Source organism: Actimicrobium sp. CCC2.4 (assembly GCF_034347385.1).
In the GTDB taxonomy this organism is placed as follows: domain Bacteria; phylum Pseudomonadota; class Gammaproteobacteria; order Burkholderiales; family Burkholderiaceae_D; genus Actimicrobium.
The window spans coordinates 3,099,575-3,117,562 of record NZ_CP133777.1 but is presented as its reverse complement, the minus strand read 5'-3'; the positions used below and the strand labels follow the sequence as shown (position 1 = coordinate 3,117,562).

Genomic DNA, 17,988 nt, shown 5'->3' with positions numbered 1-17,988 from the left:
CCTAAGTATTCTGTCGTGAAGGGCCCGCCGGCATCGCGTCCGGCGCGGCCTCATCAAAAAAATCTGCTAGCGGCGTGGCGCGTAATTGCGCTAACTGTTCCTCCGAATGGATGTATCCCTGCCGGCGTGCCTGGCGGCCTTCCACTACCATCGCATGCAGTGCCTCGTCCAGTTGTGCGGTATCGGTAATCGTGCCTGCCGTGATTGCTTCGTTGATCGTCGCATAGGTAATCAAGGTCGCGTTTCTGCCGATTCCTTCGCGGCTGGCAATCATCGGTTTTACGGTTGAGTCACCGTGGGTATGCAAGAGATGTTGGTTCAACAGATCGTGAGCACGGCGGATTTGCGCCGGGAGCAATAACTTGTCCGTGAATTTCAAACCAACCTGCGTCATTGGAATAACGAGTTCTTCGTGGTGTTTATTCACGTCCTTTACAACCAGCCGGCATTGCAAGGCATCGGCGGAGGATGCAGCACCGGGAGCGGCTACCCAAGGTGCGATCCCGACAACCAGATAGCGCTCCGCGATGATGAAGTCGGACGCTGTCTCCTGGCTGGCTGCCCATGCCTTTGCCAATTGCGCGATGACAGGAGATTCCGTGCTGTCAGCAGGTGCGTAGTGCGCTTTTCTTGAAACGAATTGATAGGTTCCCTTGCCGGAGACAATGCCTTGCAAGACAAATCTTTCGCAAGTGGGCGATATTGAGGCCGGGGTCGATACGGGAGATCTGCCAGCCGGAAAGCAGGCTTCTTTGCCGACGCTGGCAGGCACCTTGATCAGGCTTGCGTCGAGAGCGTATTCCTTGGCGTTATCGCCGATACCGGTACTGACTTTTACGATACGTTGGGTTGAAATGTCGTCGGTTTCGCGGAAACGTGATTGCGTTAGTGACAGGCGAATTTTTCGAATCAGTTTGAATAGGCCTCGTGGCCAGGAGGCACATGATCCTGACCGTGCCGTCGTGCTGCCTTCGCTGCCCGTGCTGCGCGCCGAGCCGGTACTGTCACACACCGGGGAAGCATCCGTGTCAACGCTTCTGGCACTGTCACTGCTGCTGCTTCTTTCGAGAGAGAACATTCTCGAGCTGACCGTCGATGCAGTGCTTCTCGCGGAGCCATCTTCGGTGATTCTCGATAACAATGTAAAGAACGGAGCGGGTGGAATTCGGGGAGGCACGGTAGCTCGATGGATAGTGGGGTGGCAGAGTCACTCCGGATTGGAAATGAACCGTTAAGTGACCCGCTTGCCAGACTGGTTCCATCAGGCCGGGCACAATTTACCGTGATGAGCGCGCCGTGCCGTACCCACCCGTTATCTATCGACCGGCCACCTGAAAATACCCCTTGAACGCCTCCACCGTGCGTGTCACATCCTCGCGCGAGACATCCAGATGCGTGACCAGGCGCATGTGCGGCGTAACCCGCGCGTTGATGCCGTGTTCCTGCAAGTGGCGCTCCAGCGGTGCGCAATGCGCCGCTGCCATATCGGCGTACAGGATGTTCGTCTGCGGCTTGCTCACGGTCAACTCATCGATACCGGCGAGGCCTGCCGCCAGCAGGGCCGCATTGTCATGGTCATCGGCTAACCGGTCGACGTGATGCTCAAGCGCATACAGCCCCGCTGCGGCCAGGATGCCGACCTGACGCAAGCCGCCGCCCAGCATCTTGCGCCAGCGCAGCGCCCGCTGTACCACGTCGCGGCTGCCGCACAGCACCGAGCCGATCGGCGCGCCCAACCCTTTTGACAGACACACCGAGACCGAATCAAAACCCGCCGTGGCAGCTTGCAGGCTGATGCCTTGTTTGACAGCAGCATTGAAAATCCGCGCGCCATCCAGATGCGTGATCAGCCCGTGCTGGTGTGCCAGCGTGGTCGCCGCATCCAGATAGTCGCGTGATAGCACCCGGCCACCGATGGTGTTTTCGAGTGCCAGCAAGCGCGTCCGCGCGAAGTGGATATCGTCGGGCTTGATGGCGTTGGCGATGTCGACCAGCGCCAGCGAGCCATCGGCCTGCTGCGGCAGCGGCTGGGGCTGAATGCTGCCCAGCACGGCGGCACCGCCGGCCTCGTACTTGAAGGTATGAGCTTCCTGACCGACCAGGTATTCATCGCCGCGACCGCAATGTGCCATCAGGCCGATGAGGTTGCTTTGCGTGCCTGACGGCGCAAACAGCGCGGCTTCGTAGCCGAACAGTTCAGCGGTCACCTGCTGCAAGCGGTTCACGGTCGGATCGTCGCCATACACATCGTCGCCCACTTCGGCTGCCGCCATGGCGGCCCGCATGGCGGGACCGGGACGGGTGACGGTATCGCTGCGCAAATCGATCTGGTGATTCATACGACTCCTTGTGGTGGGGATGGCTTGATCCGGAGTGGATCGACATGGGTCATCAGGTTCAGTACGGCGTGCCGTTCCATGACGCGGCGGCGGGCTTCGAGGGCGATGTCATGGCCTTGCTCGACGGTCATATCGGCATCGATTTCGAGATGGACATCGGCCAGGATCAGGTCACCGGCCTTGCGGGTTTTAAGGTCGTGCCAGCCCAGCACGCCCGGCGTGTTGGTCAGGGTTGTGCGGATCGCCTGCACGGTGTCGTCATCGACCGCGCGATCCATCAGGTCATGCAAGGCGTCCCAGGCAAAGCCCCAGCCCATTTTCGTGACCATGAAACCGACGATCATGGCGGCCAGCGGATCGAGCATCGGATAGCCCAACAGGCTGCCGGCGATGCCGACGGCCACGACCAGTGATGCGGCCGCATCCGAGCGGGCGTGCCAGGCATTGGCAATGAGCATGCTGGAGCGGACTTTCTGTGCGACGTTGAGCATGTAGCGAAACAGCGATTCCTTGGCCAGCAGTGCGGCCAGCGCGACCCAGATCGCGACTGACTTGACCGGCTGCAGGGCGCCCGGTTGTTCGATCTTGTGAAACGCGCCCCACAACATGCCGGCGCCAACAGCCAGCAGCAGTAGGCCCAGTGTCAGCGAGGCGGCATTTTCGTAGCGCTGGTGACCGTAGTGATGATCATCGTCCGGCGCTTTCTGGCTATGGTGATTGGCAAACAGTACGACGAAATCAGCGATCAGGTCCGACAGCGAATGAATGCCGTCAGCGATCAGTCCGGCCGAATTGGCCAGGATGCCCGTGGTGACCTGACCGATGGTCAGACCGATGTTGACGAACACGCTGACCAGGGTGCTGCGCTTGGCAGCCTCCTGGCGCGACGGCGTATTCTCGTCGTCGTGTTCGTCCAGCTCGTCGATGGCTTGCATGTAATTTCCCTGTCTTTTTTTACCCTCGCCGGACCTGGTGAGGGGATGTTATTGCTGCCGTTATTCCTGCCGTTCCAGTACCGATCCCAGTGCCGCCAGCGCCCGCTCGCCCAATGAGCGGTCGGCCCACTCCGTGAGCGTAATGCGTCGGCTCCGGTCGAGATAGCTGGCAACCGTGCTGTGCAATCCGGTCGCAATTGTCGCATCCCGCAGCGCCAGGTTGACCTCATTGTTCAGCCCGAATGAGCGGTTGTCGAAATTGGTCGATCCCAGCACCGACCAGAGGCCATCGACCAGCATGATTTTGGCATGCAGCATGCCGGGCTGATACTCGTGAATCTGTACGCCGCCGGCGATCAGTTCGCCGTACGAGCGCCGGCTGGCCAGTCGTGCAATCGTATGGTTGTTGTGTTCGCCATTGGTCATGATCGTCACGCGCACGCCCCGTGCGACTGCGTCGAGCAGCGCATTGCGCATCGACCGGTCCGGCACGAAATACGGCGACGTGATCAGCAACTCCTGACGCGCCGCACCCACCAGCACCTGGAACAGCACGCGGGCGCGGGTCGAGCGACCGCCGGTCGGGGTGCTGCCGACCACTATGGCAACCGGCTCGTCGATGCCAATCACGGCAGGTAGCGTGGTACGACCCGATGTGATGTAGGGACCGACAAGAATTTCGCCATGGCTTTCCAGCCAGCTTTGCGCAAATACCGCCTGCAAGCCACGCGCCGGCGCGCCGGTAACCCGCGCCATCAGATCGCGCCATGGCGGCGAGTCAACGGTGCCGCTATCCCAGGCCGCACCGATGCCGGCACCGCCAATGAAGGCGGTCTGTCCATCGACGATCAGCAGTTCGCGGTGCGTGCGATTGTTCCAGCGTTTCAGGGTGTACCAGCGAAACGGCTGGTACCACGCCACCTGCGCGCCGGCCGCACGCAGCGTATCAAAGAAATGATCCGGCGTCGGCAGGCTGCCGACGGCATCGACCACCACGCGGACCTTGACGCCGGCGCGCGCGCGTTCAGCCAGCGCATCGATGAAGCGCTGGCCGATCGGCGTGGCATGAAAGATAAAGGCTTCGACATCGATCGAGCTCGTGGCACTCCGAATCAGTGCCAGTTCGGCCGGATAGAAATTTTTCCCTTCGGGATAGAGCGTGACATCAGCCAGTGCCAGCGGTGCCTGTTCGACCGCACTGCCGAGCACATCGAGCAGTGCCGGCGAGCGCGTTGACGGCACCGGCGCACTGGTGTGATAGGTCAGGCCCGGCTCGAACAGCACCACGAACACCAGCGCCATCATCAGCGTGGTGGACACGCCGATGGTGAAGCGCAGCAGATTGCGCAAGCGCAGCAAGCGCCGCAGCCTGTACATCGCGTGGAGCCGCCCGGGCGCGATCGGTGTCAGGTTCCGAGGCGGGCGTTTTGCGGGAACATGGCGGCCTTGGCCGCGTCGTCCATTTCAGCCTTGAAGGTGAACTGCGACTTCAGTGCTTCGGCGCGATGCGCGGCCGGCCGGGCATTGATTTCATCGAACAGGCGCTTGAGGTTGGGCAGCTTGTCCCATGCCTTGGGACCAAGGATGAACGGTAGTGCGCGGGCCCAGCCCCAGACCGCCATATCGACCAGCGTGTAGGTCTCGCCCAGCATGTAGCGGTGCTTGGCCAGTTGCGCATCGAGGATGGCGTAATGGCGTTCGGCTTCGAAGGTATAGCGGTTGACGGCGTATTCTTTCGGCTCGGGCGCGAAGTGCTTGAAGTGCACTGCCTGACCCGAATACGGACCGATGCCGCTGGCGACAAACATCAGCCACGAATACAGTTGGGCGCGCGCAGCGGGGGTGTTCTCGGGCAGGAACAGGCCGGTTTTTTCGGCCAGGTACAGCAGGATCGCATTGCTGTCGAAGACGATCGCATCACCATCGACCAGCGCCGGGGTCTTCGCATTTGGATTGATTTTCAGGAAGTCCGCCAAGTGCTGTTCGCCTTTGCGGGTATCGACCGGAATGGTCTCGTAGGGCAGGCCGGCTTCTTCAAGGAAGAGGGCGATTTTCAGCGGGTTCGGTGACGGATGAAAATAGAATTTGATCATGGGAAATCCTTCTCGGGTAAGTGCGTGCTAACGGAAATCAGGGGGCCATGCCGCTGCGATGGTACAGGCATCCCCGAAATATTTCTGGCACACTCGACCACCCCATGTTGGTGGGCTAACAAAAAATCCTTCTCAGGAGACAAACCATGATCAAAGTGAGCGTGCTGTACCCGAACACCCCCGGTGCCCGTTTCAATCACGAGTACTACCGCGACAAGCACATGCCGATGGTTAAGGCACGCATGGGCGATGCCTGCAAGTTCTACACGGTCGACAAAGGTTTGTCCGGTGGCGCACCCGGCACGCCGGCGACCTACATCGGCATGTGCCATATTTTTAGCGATTCGGTCGAGAGCTTCCAGGCTGGCTTCGGCCCGCATGCAGCCGAAATCCTCGGCGACATTCCGAACTACACCGACCTCGCGCCGATAATGCAGATCAGCGAAGTGGTGGTCGGTTAATCAGACGGTCAGGTCGTTGCCGCCAGCGTGACCGGCGGCGGCAACATCGTGCCGGTGTCGCGATAACGGGTGTGCCAGGACAGCGCTTTTTCCAGCACATGCGGCGTATGGCCGCCGCGCTCGCCGGCTTCGGCCACGTAGTCCCGCAGCAGTTGCCGGTACGGCTCGGCCACGCAATAGTCGATGATCACCCGGGCCCGTTCGCGCGGTGCCAGTCCGCGCAAGTCGGCCAGGCCGATTTCAGTGACGAGGATGTCGACGTCGTGTTCGTTATGGTCGACATGCGACACCATCGGCACGATGCTCGAAATCCTGCCGCCCTTGGCCAGCGACTTGGTCGCAAACACTGCCAGATACGCATTGCGCGCAAAATCGCCCGAGCCACCGATGCCGTTCATCACATGCGTGCCCAGCGTATGGGTCGAATTGACGTTGCCGTAGATATCGGCTTCCAGCGCGGTATTGATCGCGATGATGCCGAGCCGGCGGATGATTTCGGGATGGTTGCTCACTTCCTGCGGTCGTAACACCAGCCGTTCCTTGTAGCGCGCCAGTTCGCCGAAGACCTGCTTGCCCTTGTCCGCCGACAGCGTGATCGACGAGCCGGAGGCGAAGTCGAGCTTGCCCGCATCGAACAGGTCGAAGGTCGAATCCTGTAGCACTTCCGAATACATCGTCAGTCCCGCGAACGGGCTGTTGATGAAGCCCGTCATGACGGCATTGGCGATCGTGCCGATGCCGGCCTGCAGCGGCAGCAGCTGGTTGGTCAGGCGCCCGATCCGGACTTCTTCCTTGAAAAAATCCACCAGATGCGCGGCGATCGCATCGGTGTCGGCGTCCGGCGGCAGGATGGTCGACGAGCTGTCGTTCTTTTCGGTGATGACGATGGCGACAATTTTTTCCGGTGGGATATGGATCGCGGTGGTACCGACCCGGTCGCTCGGCGTGATCAGCGGCATCGGCTCGCGTTGCGGCCGGTGCTTGGGGATGAAGATATCGTGCAGGCCTTCGAGTTCGAGCGACTGGTTCAGGTTGATTTCGACGATGACCTTGTCGGCCAGGATCGCGAAGCTGGCGCTGTTGCCGATCGATGTCGACGGAATGATCGCGCCGGTTTCAGTGATCGCGATGGCTTCGACGATGGCGATGTCGATCGGGCCAAGCTGGCGGGTGCGCAGCATCTCGACGGTCTCGGAGAGGTGCTGGTCGACATACATGACCTCGCCCCGATTGATCGCCGCGCGCAGCACCGGATCGGCCTGGAACGGCAGGCGTCGCGCCAGCACGCCGGCTTCGGTCAGCAGCTTGTCGACGTCATTGCCGAGCGACGCACCGGTCATCAGCGTGATCTTGAATGGCCGCTGGCGGGCCCGCTCGGCCATCGCCAGCGGCACTTCCTTGGCATCGCCCGACTTGGTGAAGCCGCTCATGCCGACGGTCATGCCGTCCTGGATCAGCGCGGCAGCAGCGGCGGCCGTGGTGATGCGTTCGTGCAGAGCGGGCAGACGGATGCGGTCGTGGTGCGGGAACTGGTCTTGCATGGGGACTCCGGATCAGGTCAGACAAAAATTAATCGGCACTATCGGTGGCGGAACAAACGCATCCTGCAGCGACGCGCGCAAGTCAATCTCAATGGCGCGGCAAATCGCATTGAGCGGCAAGTCATTCGATTCGGTGCCGAACGGTTCTTCGATTTCATCACCGAGCGCATCGAGACCGAAGAAAGTATAGGCCACCACCGCGACCACGAACGGCGTCATGAAACCGATCGAATCAACCAGGCCGAACGGCAGCAGGAAGCAATAAATATAAGCAGTACGATGCAGCAGCAGCGTGTACGAGAACGGGATCGGCGTATTGCGGATGCGTTCGCACGAAGCCGATGCGGCCGTCATCGCCGACAGCGTGGTGTCGATCGCGACGGCCAGGCAGGGATCGATGCGGCCTTGCTTCAGGCTCAAGCGCAAGTCCTGTCCCATGCGTAGCATCAGAAAGTCCGGCTTGTTGCCGGCTTTGGCCAGTTGCGTCCATTCGTCTGGCAGCAGCAGTGTCTGCAGCTCGGTGGTCATCGGCTGATTGCGCAGCAAGTCGCGCAACGCATGCGAAAAAACGATGGCACGATAAATCATCCGTACCCGCAAGTCCGACAGACCCAGACTGGCCACGGCCGGTTCGGAATAGTCGATCAGGCTCTGGCATTGGCGCGACAGATTGCGACAGCGCAGCACCAGCTCGCCCCACAGTTTGCGGCCTTCCCAGAAGCGGTCATAAGCGGCGTTATTGCGAAAGCCCAGAAAGATCGCAATCGGCAAACCGATCAGTGTGAACGGGATGGTGGTCAGCGTGATCTTCAAGGTGTACAGATCGCCATGCGACACCGTCACCAGCGTGGCGATGACGATGTTGACGATCAGCGTCGGCAGGATGCGCGGCAGGACCGAACCGCGCAGCAACAGAAAGAGCGTGAGTCCGGTCGGCCGGTCTCTGATGATCATGATGGACTTTCAGGTGAATTCATTAACATGTGAGCGATAATGAGGTGAGCGATATTAATTGCTAAGATGTGAGTGAGTCAAGCCAAGGTCATGAGAAATTTCATGATCGCTATTAACCGCCGGATCCGGAGCACACGATGAAAAAACGCATCGCCCATCGCAACCTGCCACAGGTTTTCCTGAAAGCGCGCGACTGCCTGATGGCGCACTTCCGGCCCATCCTGAACCATTTCGGCCTGACCGAACAGCAATGGCGCATCCTGCGGTCGCTCGATGAACACGGCCCGCTCGAACCACGTGAGATCTGCACCTTATGCCAGATTCAGAGTCCGAGCATGACCGGCGTACTGGCGCGTATGGAAACCATGCAGCTGGTGCGGCGCAGCCGGGTCGAGGGTGACCAGCGTCGCGTGCTGGTGCAGCTGGCCAAAAAAGGCGATCAGCTGATGGCCGAGCTGGCCCCGCTGGTCGAGGCGCAATACCGCGAGATCGAGCGCGCGCTGGGCTCGCAATTATTCGCCGATCTGTCGATGGCGCTGGAAGCCTTCATTGCGGCAGACAGCCAGCCGGTCGAGCGCATTGTCCTGCCGGCGCGGGCGCGGGTGGTGGCGCGGCGGCGGGCTGTCAAAGAGGTGGCCGGGTGAGGTGATTGTTGTGGCGTGTCGCGGCTGGCGGGCGTGGAGTCCGAGGGTTGATGGCGTGGGCAGCGACTGGTGCCGCGAGGGGTGCAATGACCGCAGTGCATTGCACCGCACCCACGGAGAAAGTCCGTCGGCTCAGCGACCTTTTTCCGGAAACGGTAACGGCTTATCTGCCGGCGACGATTCTTCTCCCAGGCTCAACAGCATCGCCACCGTGACATAGGTGCCGCTGACGGCGATCAGGTCGACCAGTTGCTGTTCGCCGAGCGCGGCCTTGGCACTGTTGAATAATTCATCGCTGATCTCGTGCCGGGTGCTCATCGCCATGCTGACGTCGTACACGGCGGCTTCATCGGGCTGCATGTTGCGCGGTCGGATATTGGCCTTCAGGTCGTCGGCTACCGCGGCCGGCAAGCCGGCTTTCAGTGCCAGCGGATAGTGCGCGTACCACTCCACTTGCGAGGTCCACAAACGACCCTGGATCAGGATGGCAAATTCATTGAGCCGCTTCGGCAGCGAGGTCTCGAAACGCAGGTAGTCGAGCAAGCGTTTCATGCGATCGGCAAACACCGGACTGCGCAGCATCACGTTGTACGGACCGGCCAGGCCGACACTGGATATCGCGACGATCTCCTTGGCCAGCGGGATCGATTGCGGCGGCAGGTTCTCCATCGTCAATTGCGGGAAGCGCTTCGGCTTGACCTCAACTGCAGTTTGGGCAAAAGCTACTGTACCGGCACCGCATAGCAGTAAGGCGATGAAGGTGCGATTGAGCAGCGAACGCTGCGGCAGGGTTGTTCGGGACATGGTCTCTCTCCGTGGATAGCAAGGGTTTTTTATTGTGATGATTGTGCGTCGAGACAAGAGCTATTGCCTCGAAGAAATCCCGCCTACAGTAGCAGAGACCTGCACAAAATCCTAACGTGCCGGTTCAATGGAAATTGCGACTTTCGATCTGCAGTTGCCCCAGTAGTGCGGAATCGTCGAGTACTTTTCGGGCGACCAGGTGACGCACTTCGCCGACGCATTGCCAGACGCCATATACCGTCATCAGGCTCGCTTGCAGAATGGCGGAGCGGTCCTGCTCCTGCACCTGTTTCCAGAGGATCACGTTGATGACGCCGGTTTCATCTTCTAGCGTGATGAACATCGTGCCCTTGGCGGTGCCGGGGCGCTGGCGCATCGTCACCAGCCCGCTGGTGCGGACCAGCTTGCCGTTGCCATAGCCCTTCAGTTCGAGTGCGGTCGATAACTTCATTTTGCGCAGCCGGGGACGAAGCAGGGCCAGCGGATGGCGGTTCAGTGTCAGTCCGGTACTGCGGTAATCGGCGACGATGTCATGGCCCTCGCTGGCGGCCGGCAAGGTCAGCGCGGCTTCAGTGATCGGTGCATGGCGCAGCAGCGGCGTCACCGGCAGCATGGCCGCGACTTCCCAGTTGGCTTGGCGACGGTGTCCGGCCAGCGCAAATAGCGCGTTGGCGGCGGCCAGTGCTTTCAGGTCGTGCTGGTCCAGTTCGGCCCGGCGCGCCATGTCGTCGACGCTGTCGAACGGACGCATCGCGCGTACCTCGATCACGCGCTGCGCGGCCTGGCCCGACAGCCCGCGTACCAGGCACAGGCCAAGCCGGACATCGGGCTGCGCGGCGTTCAGTTCTGCGGCGTGTTCTTCCAGCGTGCACTCGACTTCGCTGATCATCACGTCGACCGGCAACACGCGCACGCCATGGCGACGGGCGTCCTGCACCAGCTGCGAAGGACCGTAAAATCCCATCGGTTGCGAGTTCAGCAGCGCCGCCAGAAAAGCCGCCGGTTCATGCCGCTTGATCCAGGCCGAGACATATACCAGCAGCGCAAAACTGGCCGCATGCGACTCCGGAAAACCGTATTCGCCGAAGCCTTCGATCTGGCTGAACAGCCCCTCGGCAAATTCCAGCGTATAGCCCCGCGCGAGCATGCCTTCGATGACCGGTTCGCGGAATTTTTGCAGCCCGCCCTTGCGCTTCCAGGCCGCCATCGAGCGCCGCAAATCATCGGCCTGGCCCGGCGTAAAACCGGCCGCCAGCATGACCACCTGCATCACCTGTTCCTGAAAAATCGGCACGCCTAGCGTGCGTTCCAGCGCCAGCTTCATGTCGGCATTGGCATAAGTGGCTTGCTCCAGTCCCTGCCGCCGGCGCAGATACGGATGCACCATACCGCCCTGAATCGGCCCCGGCCGCACGATCGCCACTTCGATCACGAGGTGATAAAACTTCTCGGGGCGCAGGCGCGGCAGCATCGACATCTGTGCACGCGATTCGATCTGGAACACACCGACCGTATCGGCCGCACAAATCATGTCGTAGGTGGCCGGATCTTCGGCCGGCACATCCTGCATCGTGAAGATATCGCCACGACGCAGGCCGATCAGGTCGAGCGCGCGCCGGATCGCCGACAACATGCCCAGCGCCAGCACGTCGATCTTCAGAATGCCGAGCGCATCGAGGTCGTTCTTGTCCCACTCGATCATGCTGCGCTCCGGCATCGCCGCATTTTCGATCGGCACCAGTCGCGCCAGGTTGTCGCGTGCGATCACGAAGCCGCCCGGATGCTGCGACAGATGGCGCGGAAAACCGACCAGCGTGCGGGTCAGTTCCAGCAGCTTCTGGACCAGCGACGCGTCGGGATCGAAGCCGCTTTCGCGTAGCCGTTCGTCACTGACCTGGCCGTCTTCCCACCATTGATGCGAGTGCGACAGCCGGTTGATCTGGTCGAAGTCGATGCCGAGCGCCTTGCCGACATCCTTGAGCGCCGAGCGCGGCCGGTAGGTGATGTGTACACCGGTCAGCGCGGCGCGATGGCGGCCGTATTTGCGATAGATGTACTGGATCACTTCTTCGCGCCGCTGATGCTCGAAATCGACATCGATATCGGGCGGCTCGTTGCGCTCTTTCGAGATGAAGCGCTCGAACAGCATCGACATGCGTTCCGGATCCACCTCGGTAATCCCGAGGCAATAACAGACCACCGAATTGGCCGCCGAACCGCGTCCCTGGCACAGGATGTCCCGGCTGCGGGCAAAGCGCACGATGTCATGCACGGTGAGGAAGTAGGGTTCATAGGCCAGGTCGTGGATCAGTGCGAGCTCATGTTCGATCTGTTCCTGCACCTTGGCCGGGATACCGGCGATGAAGCGGCGCGCCGCGCCTTCGTAGGTCAGGCTGCGCAGGTGTCCGTCCAGCGTGGCACCGGCCGGGACGATTTCGAGCGGATATTCATAACGCAGTTCATCCAACGAAAACGTGCAACGTTGCGCTACCACCAGCGTCTGTTCGAGCAGGGCGCGCGGATACAGTTGCGCCAGCCGCAAGCGCGAGCGCAGGTGCTGCTCGGCATTGGGGTGCAAGGCCAGTCCGCACTCGGCAATCGGCTTGCCGAGCCGGATTGCGGTGACCGTGTCCTGCAGCGGTTTGCGCGAGCGCAGATGCATGTGGACATCGCCACTGGCCACCAGCGGCAGGCCGGTTTGCTGCGACAACATAGCCAGGCGTTGCAACCAGACATCATCATCAAGACGGTGCAACAGTTCGACGGCGATCCAGGCGCGTGCCTCGAAAACATGCGCGAGCCATTGCGCCTGCTGTTGCCGCTGGTCGTCGCCGTGCGCGCGTTCGGGCAACAGGATCGCCAGGCAATCGGCCAGGCCGGCCAATTCCGGCGTGACGAAATCATCGATGGAAAGCTGGTAGCAACCCTTGTCGGCGCGTCGCCGGCCATTCGTGATCAGTTGCGACAGATTGCCGTAGCCGTGTCGGTTGGTCGCCAGCAGCAGCAATTTCATGCCGCAGCGCAGCGTGACTTCGGTGCCGATCAGCAGTGCCAGCCCGTGTTTTTTAGCTTCGATGTGCGCGCGCACGACACCGGCGAGCGAGCACTCGTCGGTGATGGCCAACGCCGCATAGCCGAGGCCGGCGGCGCGTTCGATCAGTTCTTCGGGATGCGAGGCACCGCGCAGGAACGTGTAGTTCGACAGGCAGTGGAGTTCGGCGTAGGGAGGGAGTTGCTGTGACATTGGCTAATAGTACTGTATATAAAAACAGTGGCGAAGCAAGGTTTTGTAACGCGCGGGAATTCGGGTGGCGGCGCATTGCTGTGCACTGTTATCGCGCAGGCGGGCGGTCAACCGCGCCCCGGTTTGGTGCCGGTCGGGGCGTTTCACCAAGTCATTCAAATAATTTTCTTGGAGGCACTTTTTATCTTGCTGCACGGTATTTCGCCCGCTTATAGTCAGTTACTTAATAGTTACCAAAAGTAGATTCAGGCGCTGCAAAGTCGTCTGCTTTCTGATGATCGGATACCAACCCGTGCGAGCCAGTCATGCCTGTCAATACGCCTAAATTAGCCACGCCTTCTTTCCCGGTGGATGCCTTCCTGCCGTACATGCGCGATGTCGCGCGCTGCGAGCAGGCCTTGCATGAACTGAACCTGATGTGGCGCTTGATCGAGTCTTCCGCGCGGATGAATTGTCCGCGCGAGGCCGGCGCGATCCTGCCGATAATGGCCGCGACCCGTGCGCGTTTTCAGCAGCTCGAGGTGGAACTGATCATCAATCTGGCGCGTGAAAAGCTGCGCAACGCGCATGCCGCGCTGGCAACCAAGTCGGCCTACGTGATCGAGATCGTGGTGCGCAACCTGTTCGAGCGCACCGCCGATGTGGGCTTTCTGGCGACCGATGGCGCACTGTGCGCGTTCGCCGCCGGCCTTGATGCCGACATTGCGGCGACGCGCCGGCGACTGCGCGCCTACCGCGACAAGTACACCGTCTACGACCAGATCATCGTGCTTGACCTGGCCGGGCAAGTGCTGGTCCAGCTCGACCAGTCGCTGCCGGTGAGCCGCAGTGACGATGCACTGATTGCGCAGTCGCTGGCCAGTGATACCTACGTCGAAACCTTCCGCGCCAGCGACCTGTGTCCCGGCAAGCGCGAGGCGCTGATCTATTCGCGCCGGCTGTGCCATCCCGATACCGGCGCGGTGGTCGGCGTGCTATGCCTGTGCTTTGCCTTCGAAGAAGAGATGGCGCGGATATTCGCCACCCATCGCGATCCGGCCGGACGCTCGGCCATGCTGTTGCTCGATGCCGGCGGCAACGTCATCGCCAGCGCCGATCCGGCCTGGATGCCGCTCGGTACGCGGGTTCCCGTGAGCCATGACAGCACGCCCCGCATGATGATGTCGGGTGGTCGCGAATACCTGGTCTGCACCACCGGTTCGGCCGGTTATCAGGGCTATCCGGGGCCGCAGGGCTGGCAGGGCCAGGTGATGATTCCACTCGATATCGCATTTGGTGGCGCGCAGGATAGCTTGCTGGCAGGACTGGATGCCGGCATGGCAAATGGCTTGCTGGCGCATGCGCGCGCGTTTTGTCCTGCCTTGTTCGACATCATGGGCGCGGCCGATAGCACCGCCGGGACGATACGCCGGGTGGTCTGGAATGGTCAGGTCGTCAGCGGGCAGGGGGCTGGATCGACCAGCCTGAAGACGGTGCTCGAACAGATCAGCGAGACCGGTGCGCGCAGCAATGCGCTGTTCGCCGAATCGATTCGCAGCCTGTTCGATACCGTGCTGGCGGCCGGTCTGCGCGACGCCGGATACGTCACGCACTTGCTGGTCGATCTGCTCGACCGCAACTTGTACGAGCGCGCCAATGATTGCCGCTGGTGGGCGCTGTCGCCGGACCTGCAGCGCCTGCTGGCGATGCCTCAACCGGGCGCGCAGGAGCTCGCGGCGATGACGCACATCCTCACGACCATCAATGGGCTCTACACCGTGTATGCCTGCCTGTTCGTGTACGACCGCAGCGGCCGGATACTGGCCGGTACCGGGCCCGGCATCGGCACGGAGGTCGATGCGGCGACGCTGCAGCAGGTGCTCGGATTGCGCAGTGCGCAGGATTATCACGTCTCGCCATTTGCCTCGTCGGCACTGTATGGCGAGCTGCCAACCTACGTTTATCACGCGGCGATCCGTCATCCCGGACAGCCATCGCAAGTCATAGGCGGCATCGGCATCGTGTTCGACGCCGCACCGGAATTTGCGGCGATGCTGCGCGGCGGCATCGGCGACAAGCCCGCCACGCAGGCGTTTTTTGTGGACCGGCGCGGCACCATCATCGCCAGCACCGATCCGGCCCGGCCGGTCGGCAGCACGCTGGCCATCGACAGCCATCTGCTCGCGCTGGAGAACGGCGCCAGCGCTTCACGCGTCGTCATCGATCAGGGTCGCTATGCGCTGCTGGGCTGCACGGTGTCGCATGGTTACCGCGAGTTCAAGGTTAGCGATGGCTACCGTTCCGATGTGATTGCCGTTGTCCTGTCAGCAGTCGGCGACGTGAGCGCACAGGGAACCGGCGGGATCGACACCGTCGCCCTGTTCGCACCGGCCGGTGGCGAGGCCGCAGGGCCGGAGCTGGCAACATTTTTTGTCGGACCGGCGCTGCTGGCCATCGGTGCCGAGCTGGTCCGGGAAGCGCTGCCCGCGAGCAGCGTGACATCGATCTCGATCGGTGTTGGCGATGGCAGCGGGTGCATCGGCATCATCCCGATTGCCGGCAGCCAGCCGGGCATGGCCGATGATTTTGTCTGGGTCTTTGACCTCGGGGCGGTCCTGTCAGGCACACCGAGCCGGCGCGACAGCCGTAGCCAGGTCGTGGTGCTGCGTTCCGGCAAGCGTTCGATCGGTCTGCTGGTCGACCAGTTGCATGGTGTCGGGCGGGTCGATCAGAGGCAGGTTGCCGACACGCCGATGGGTGGCCATGTCAATGGCAATGGTTTGCTGGTGCAGCAGGTCATTCAGGCCAACGAGGGCAAGCTGCTGATCCAGGTGCTTGACGTGCCCTATCTGTTCGGCTTGCTGATGGCGCCGGCTGACAGCACACCGGCGGCACCGTCGAATGTGTTTGCGCTGGCTGACGGGAGTCGTTGTCATGCCAGGAGTAGTTGACATCGCGGACCGCTGTTGGCTCCGCGCGCCTGCGCAATCAGCGCGGCAGGATCAGAACTCTTCCCAGTCATTGTCATTTTTCGCTGCCGGTGCGGCTGCAGCGATTCGCCGGGGAGCCGCCTTCGTCCCGGATAAAGTGCGGCGCGTTGGAGCGGGCGCGGCCATCGGCTTTGCCACCCGGGATGGTACCGCGGTGATCACACTGCGCGCATCCAGCTTGAAGATGCTGATGACTTGTGTCAGTTGACCGGCTTGCTCGCGCAGCGAATCGGCCGCTGCTGCGGCTTGTTCGACCAGCGCGGCATTTTGCTGCGTGACCTCATCCATTTGTGTGATGGCCATGTTGATCTGCTCGATGCCAGTCGTCTGTTCCTGGCTGGCTGCTGAAATCTCACTGATGACATCAGTGACGCGACGCACACTGGTGACGATGTCGGTCATCGTGCCACCCGCCTGGTCGACCAGCTTTGCCCCGGCATCGACCTTCTCGACCGAGTCCGTGATGAGTCCCTTGATTTCTTTTGCTGCCGCGGCCGAACGTTGCGCCAGGCTGCGCACTTCGCTGGCAACCACCGCAAAACCGCGCCCTTGTTCGCCGGCACGTGCCGCTTCGACGGCCGCATTCAAGGCCAGGATGTTGGTCTGGAACGCAATGCCGTCGATGACGCCGATGATGTCGACGATCTTGCGTGCCGACGTATTGATCGATCCCATCGTATCGACGACCTGTTCCACGACCTCGCGACCTTTGAGCGCCACCTGCGACGCGCTCACCGCGAGCTGGTTGGCCTGGCGGGCATTGTCGGCATTCTGCTTGACGGTACTGGTCAGTTCTTCCATCGACGAGGCGGTTTCTTCGAGTGAGCTGGCTTGCTGTTCGGTGCGGGTCGACAGATCCAGGTTGCCGGCGGCGATTTCGCTGGAGGCCGTTGCAATCGTGTCGGTCCCGTGCCGCACTTCGCCGACGATCTTGACCAGGCTGTCGTTCATGTCTTTCAGGGCCTGCATCAGCTGTCCGGTCTCGTCTTTGGCGGCGACATGGATGATGCTTGTGAGATCACCGGAGGCAACGCGCCGGGCTACCGTGACGGCAACATTCAGTGGGGCAGTAATCGAGCGGGTCAGGTGCCAGGCCAGCGCGATGCCGATCAGTAGTGCTACTGCACTGATCAGTATCAAGGTCATTCTTGCGCTCTGAGCGGCGGCCTTTGCAGCAGCGGCAGTGGCGCTGGTTTCGGTTGCCAGAACTTTTTCGAATGCCATGACATGGGCGCTGACCTGAATCAGCAATGGCATGCACTCCTGCGTAATGTTCTTGACCGCCTCGGCGGTTCTCTGGGTTGTGGCCAGCATCACAATATTGTTCGCTATTGGCAGGTAGCGTGCCTCCAATGTCCGCAATTTTTCCAGCATCTGGCGATCTTCATCGGTGGCGGTGGCCTGATCGCTCAATAGCGTTCCTAACAAGGCCAGTCCCTGGTCAACCTTGATCTGGCTGCTTTTGACCAGGTCGACATCGACCTTCTGGGCAACCGGATCATCGACCAGCGCCAGGTTGCGCGCAGCGATGGCACGCTGATCGATGGCTGACTGGACGCTGTTGAGCGTAGCGACCCTGACGTCACCCACGTCAGTGACGAAACTGATCCGGTCCGATAACGCATGCATTTGCTGCACCCCGACGGCGGTGATGATCAGCATCAGCAGCAACAACGTTAAAAATCCCAGCCCCAGGCGGGTGCCGATTTTCCAGTTTTTCATGATCGTTCTTTCGTTGGCTAATTGCAGTGTGGGAGCGGCAGCTGGTATCAGCGCGGGAGGGCCGGGCTTTTATCGAAATCGCACAGAATGATGCCTGAAATAAACTTAGTAGTTGGAATTTTTACTTGAAAGTCAGCGTTTATTTGTTTCGGTCAGTCAACTAAAAAATGATGCCCTAAGTTATTCGTCGTCCCGGAGTGCGATTGCTTATCGCATTTGCCCGCGTCAAAAAAGCTTATTTAAAACAACATGACGAAAAATTTAGTTTGATAAATAAATACA

General features: G+C 61.1%; 13 protein-coding genes. 3 read left to right on the top strand and 10 right to left on the bottom strand.

Annotated elements, in window-relative coordinates; genetic code table 11:
- Position 1 precedes the first annotated feature (1 nt).
- From RHM62_RS14305 to RHM62_RS14285, 5 genes are all read right to left on the bottom strand, one after another.
- Positions 2 to 1,078 (bottom strand): hypothetical protein, encoded by a 1,077-nt coding sequence (locus RHM62_RS14305; protein ID WP_322122751.1) that lies wholly within the window; start codon positions 1,076 to 1,078, stop codon positions 2 to 4.
- 238 nt (positions 1,079 to 1,316) lie between these two features.
- Entirely contained in the window at positions 1,317 to 2,339 is a 1,023-nt protein-coding gene (ltaE, locus tag RHM62_RS14300) for a low-specificity L-threonine aldolase (protein ID WP_322122750.1), read from the bottom strand.
- Positions 2,336 to 3,274 carry a cation diffusion facilitator family transporter gene (locus tag RHM62_RS14295; RefSeq protein ID WP_322122749.1) on the bottom strand — a complete coding sequence of 313 codons (939 nt, stop codon included), beginning with the start codon at positions 3,272 to 3,274 and terminating at the stop codon, positions 2,336 to 2,338. Before RHM62_RS14295 ends, ltaE begins: the two co-directional genes overlap by 4 nt.
- A 60-nt stretch (positions 3,275 to 3,334) precedes the next feature.
- Entirely contained in the window at positions 3,335 to 4,651 is a 1,317-nt protein-coding gene (locus RHM62_RS14290) for a phospholipase D-like domain-containing protein (RefSeq protein ID WP_322122748.1), read from the bottom strand.
- A gap of 29 nt (positions 4,652 to 4,680) precedes the next feature.
- On the bottom strand, positions 4,681 to 5,367 hold the full coding sequence (locus tag RHM62_RS14285) for a glutathione S-transferase family protein (protein ID WP_322122747.1): 687 nt from the start codon (positions 5,365 to 5,367) through the stop codon (positions 4,681 to 4,683).
- A gap of 146 nt (positions 5,368 to 5,513) precedes the next feature.
- On the opposite strand from RHM62_RS14285, the gene RHM62_RS14280 reads away from it, so the two are divergent.
- Positions 5,514 to 5,828: an EthD family reductase gene (locus tag RHM62_RS14280; RefSeq protein WP_322122746.1), complete on the top strand. Its 315-nt coding sequence runs from the start codon at positions 5,514 to 5,516 to the stop codon at positions 5,826 to 5,828.
- Positions 5,829 to 5,836: 8 nt separating this feature from the next.
- Here RHM62_RS14280 and RHM62_RS14275 read toward each other — a convergent pair whose 3' ends face one another.
- Positions 5,837 to 7,369, bottom strand: coding sequence for an acetyl-CoA hydrolase/transferase family protein (locus RHM62_RS14275; RefSeq protein WP_322122745.1), 1,533 nt, complete (start codon positions 7,367 to 7,369; stop codon positions 5,837 to 5,839).
- Positions 7,370 to 7,381: 12 nt separating this feature from the next.
- Positions 7,382 to 8,323 (bottom strand): bestrophin family protein, encoded by a 942-nt coding sequence (locus RHM62_RS14270; protein WP_322122744.1) that lies wholly within the window; start codon positions 8,321 to 8,323, stop codon positions 7,382 to 7,384.
- Positions 8,324 to 8,460: 137 nt separating this feature from the next.
- Between RHM62_RS14270 and hpaR the strand changes: the two genes are divergently transcribed.
- The gene (gene hpaR, locus RHM62_RS14265) at positions 8,461 to 8,967 is read left to right on the top strand and encodes a homoprotocatechuate degradation operon regulator HpaR (RefSeq protein WP_322122743.1); all 507 of its coding nucleotides are present in this window, start codon (positions 8,461 to 8,463) and stop codon (positions 8,965 to 8,967) included.
- A gap of 132 nt (positions 8,968 to 9,099) precedes the next feature.
- On the opposite strand, the gene RHM62_RS14260 is transcribed toward hpaR, so the two are convergent.
- Together RHM62_RS14260 and RHM62_RS14255 are read right to left on the bottom strand one after the other, a co-directional pair.
- A complete protein-coding gene (locus RHM62_RS14260) occupies positions 9,100 to 9,771 on the bottom strand; it encodes a carboxymuconolactone decarboxylase family protein (protein WP_322122742.1) in 672 nt (223 codons plus the stop codon).
- Positions 9,772 to 9,895: 124 nt separating this feature from the next.
- Positions 9,896 to 13,015: an error-prone DNA polymerase gene (locus RHM62_RS14255; protein WP_322122741.1), complete on the bottom strand. Its 3,120-nt coding sequence runs from the start codon at positions 13,013 to 13,015 to the stop codon at positions 9,896 to 9,898.
- 305 nt (positions 13,016 to 13,320) lie between these two features.
- Between RHM62_RS14255 and RHM62_RS14250 the strand changes: the two genes are divergently transcribed.
- A complete protein-coding gene (locus tag RHM62_RS14250) occupies positions 13,321 to 15,945 on the top strand; it encodes a chemotaxis protein CheW (protein WP_322122740.1) in 2,625 nt (874 codons plus the stop codon).
- 51 nt (positions 15,946 to 15,996) lie between these two features.
- Here RHM62_RS14250 and RHM62_RS14245 read toward each other — a convergent pair whose 3' ends face one another.
- Positions 15,997 to 17,706: a methyl-accepting chemotaxis protein gene (locus RHM62_RS14245; protein WP_322122739.1), complete on the bottom strand. Its 1,710-nt coding sequence runs from the start codon at positions 17,704 to 17,706 to the stop codon at positions 15,997 to 15,999.
- Positions 17,707 to 17,988 lie beyond the last annotated feature (282 nt).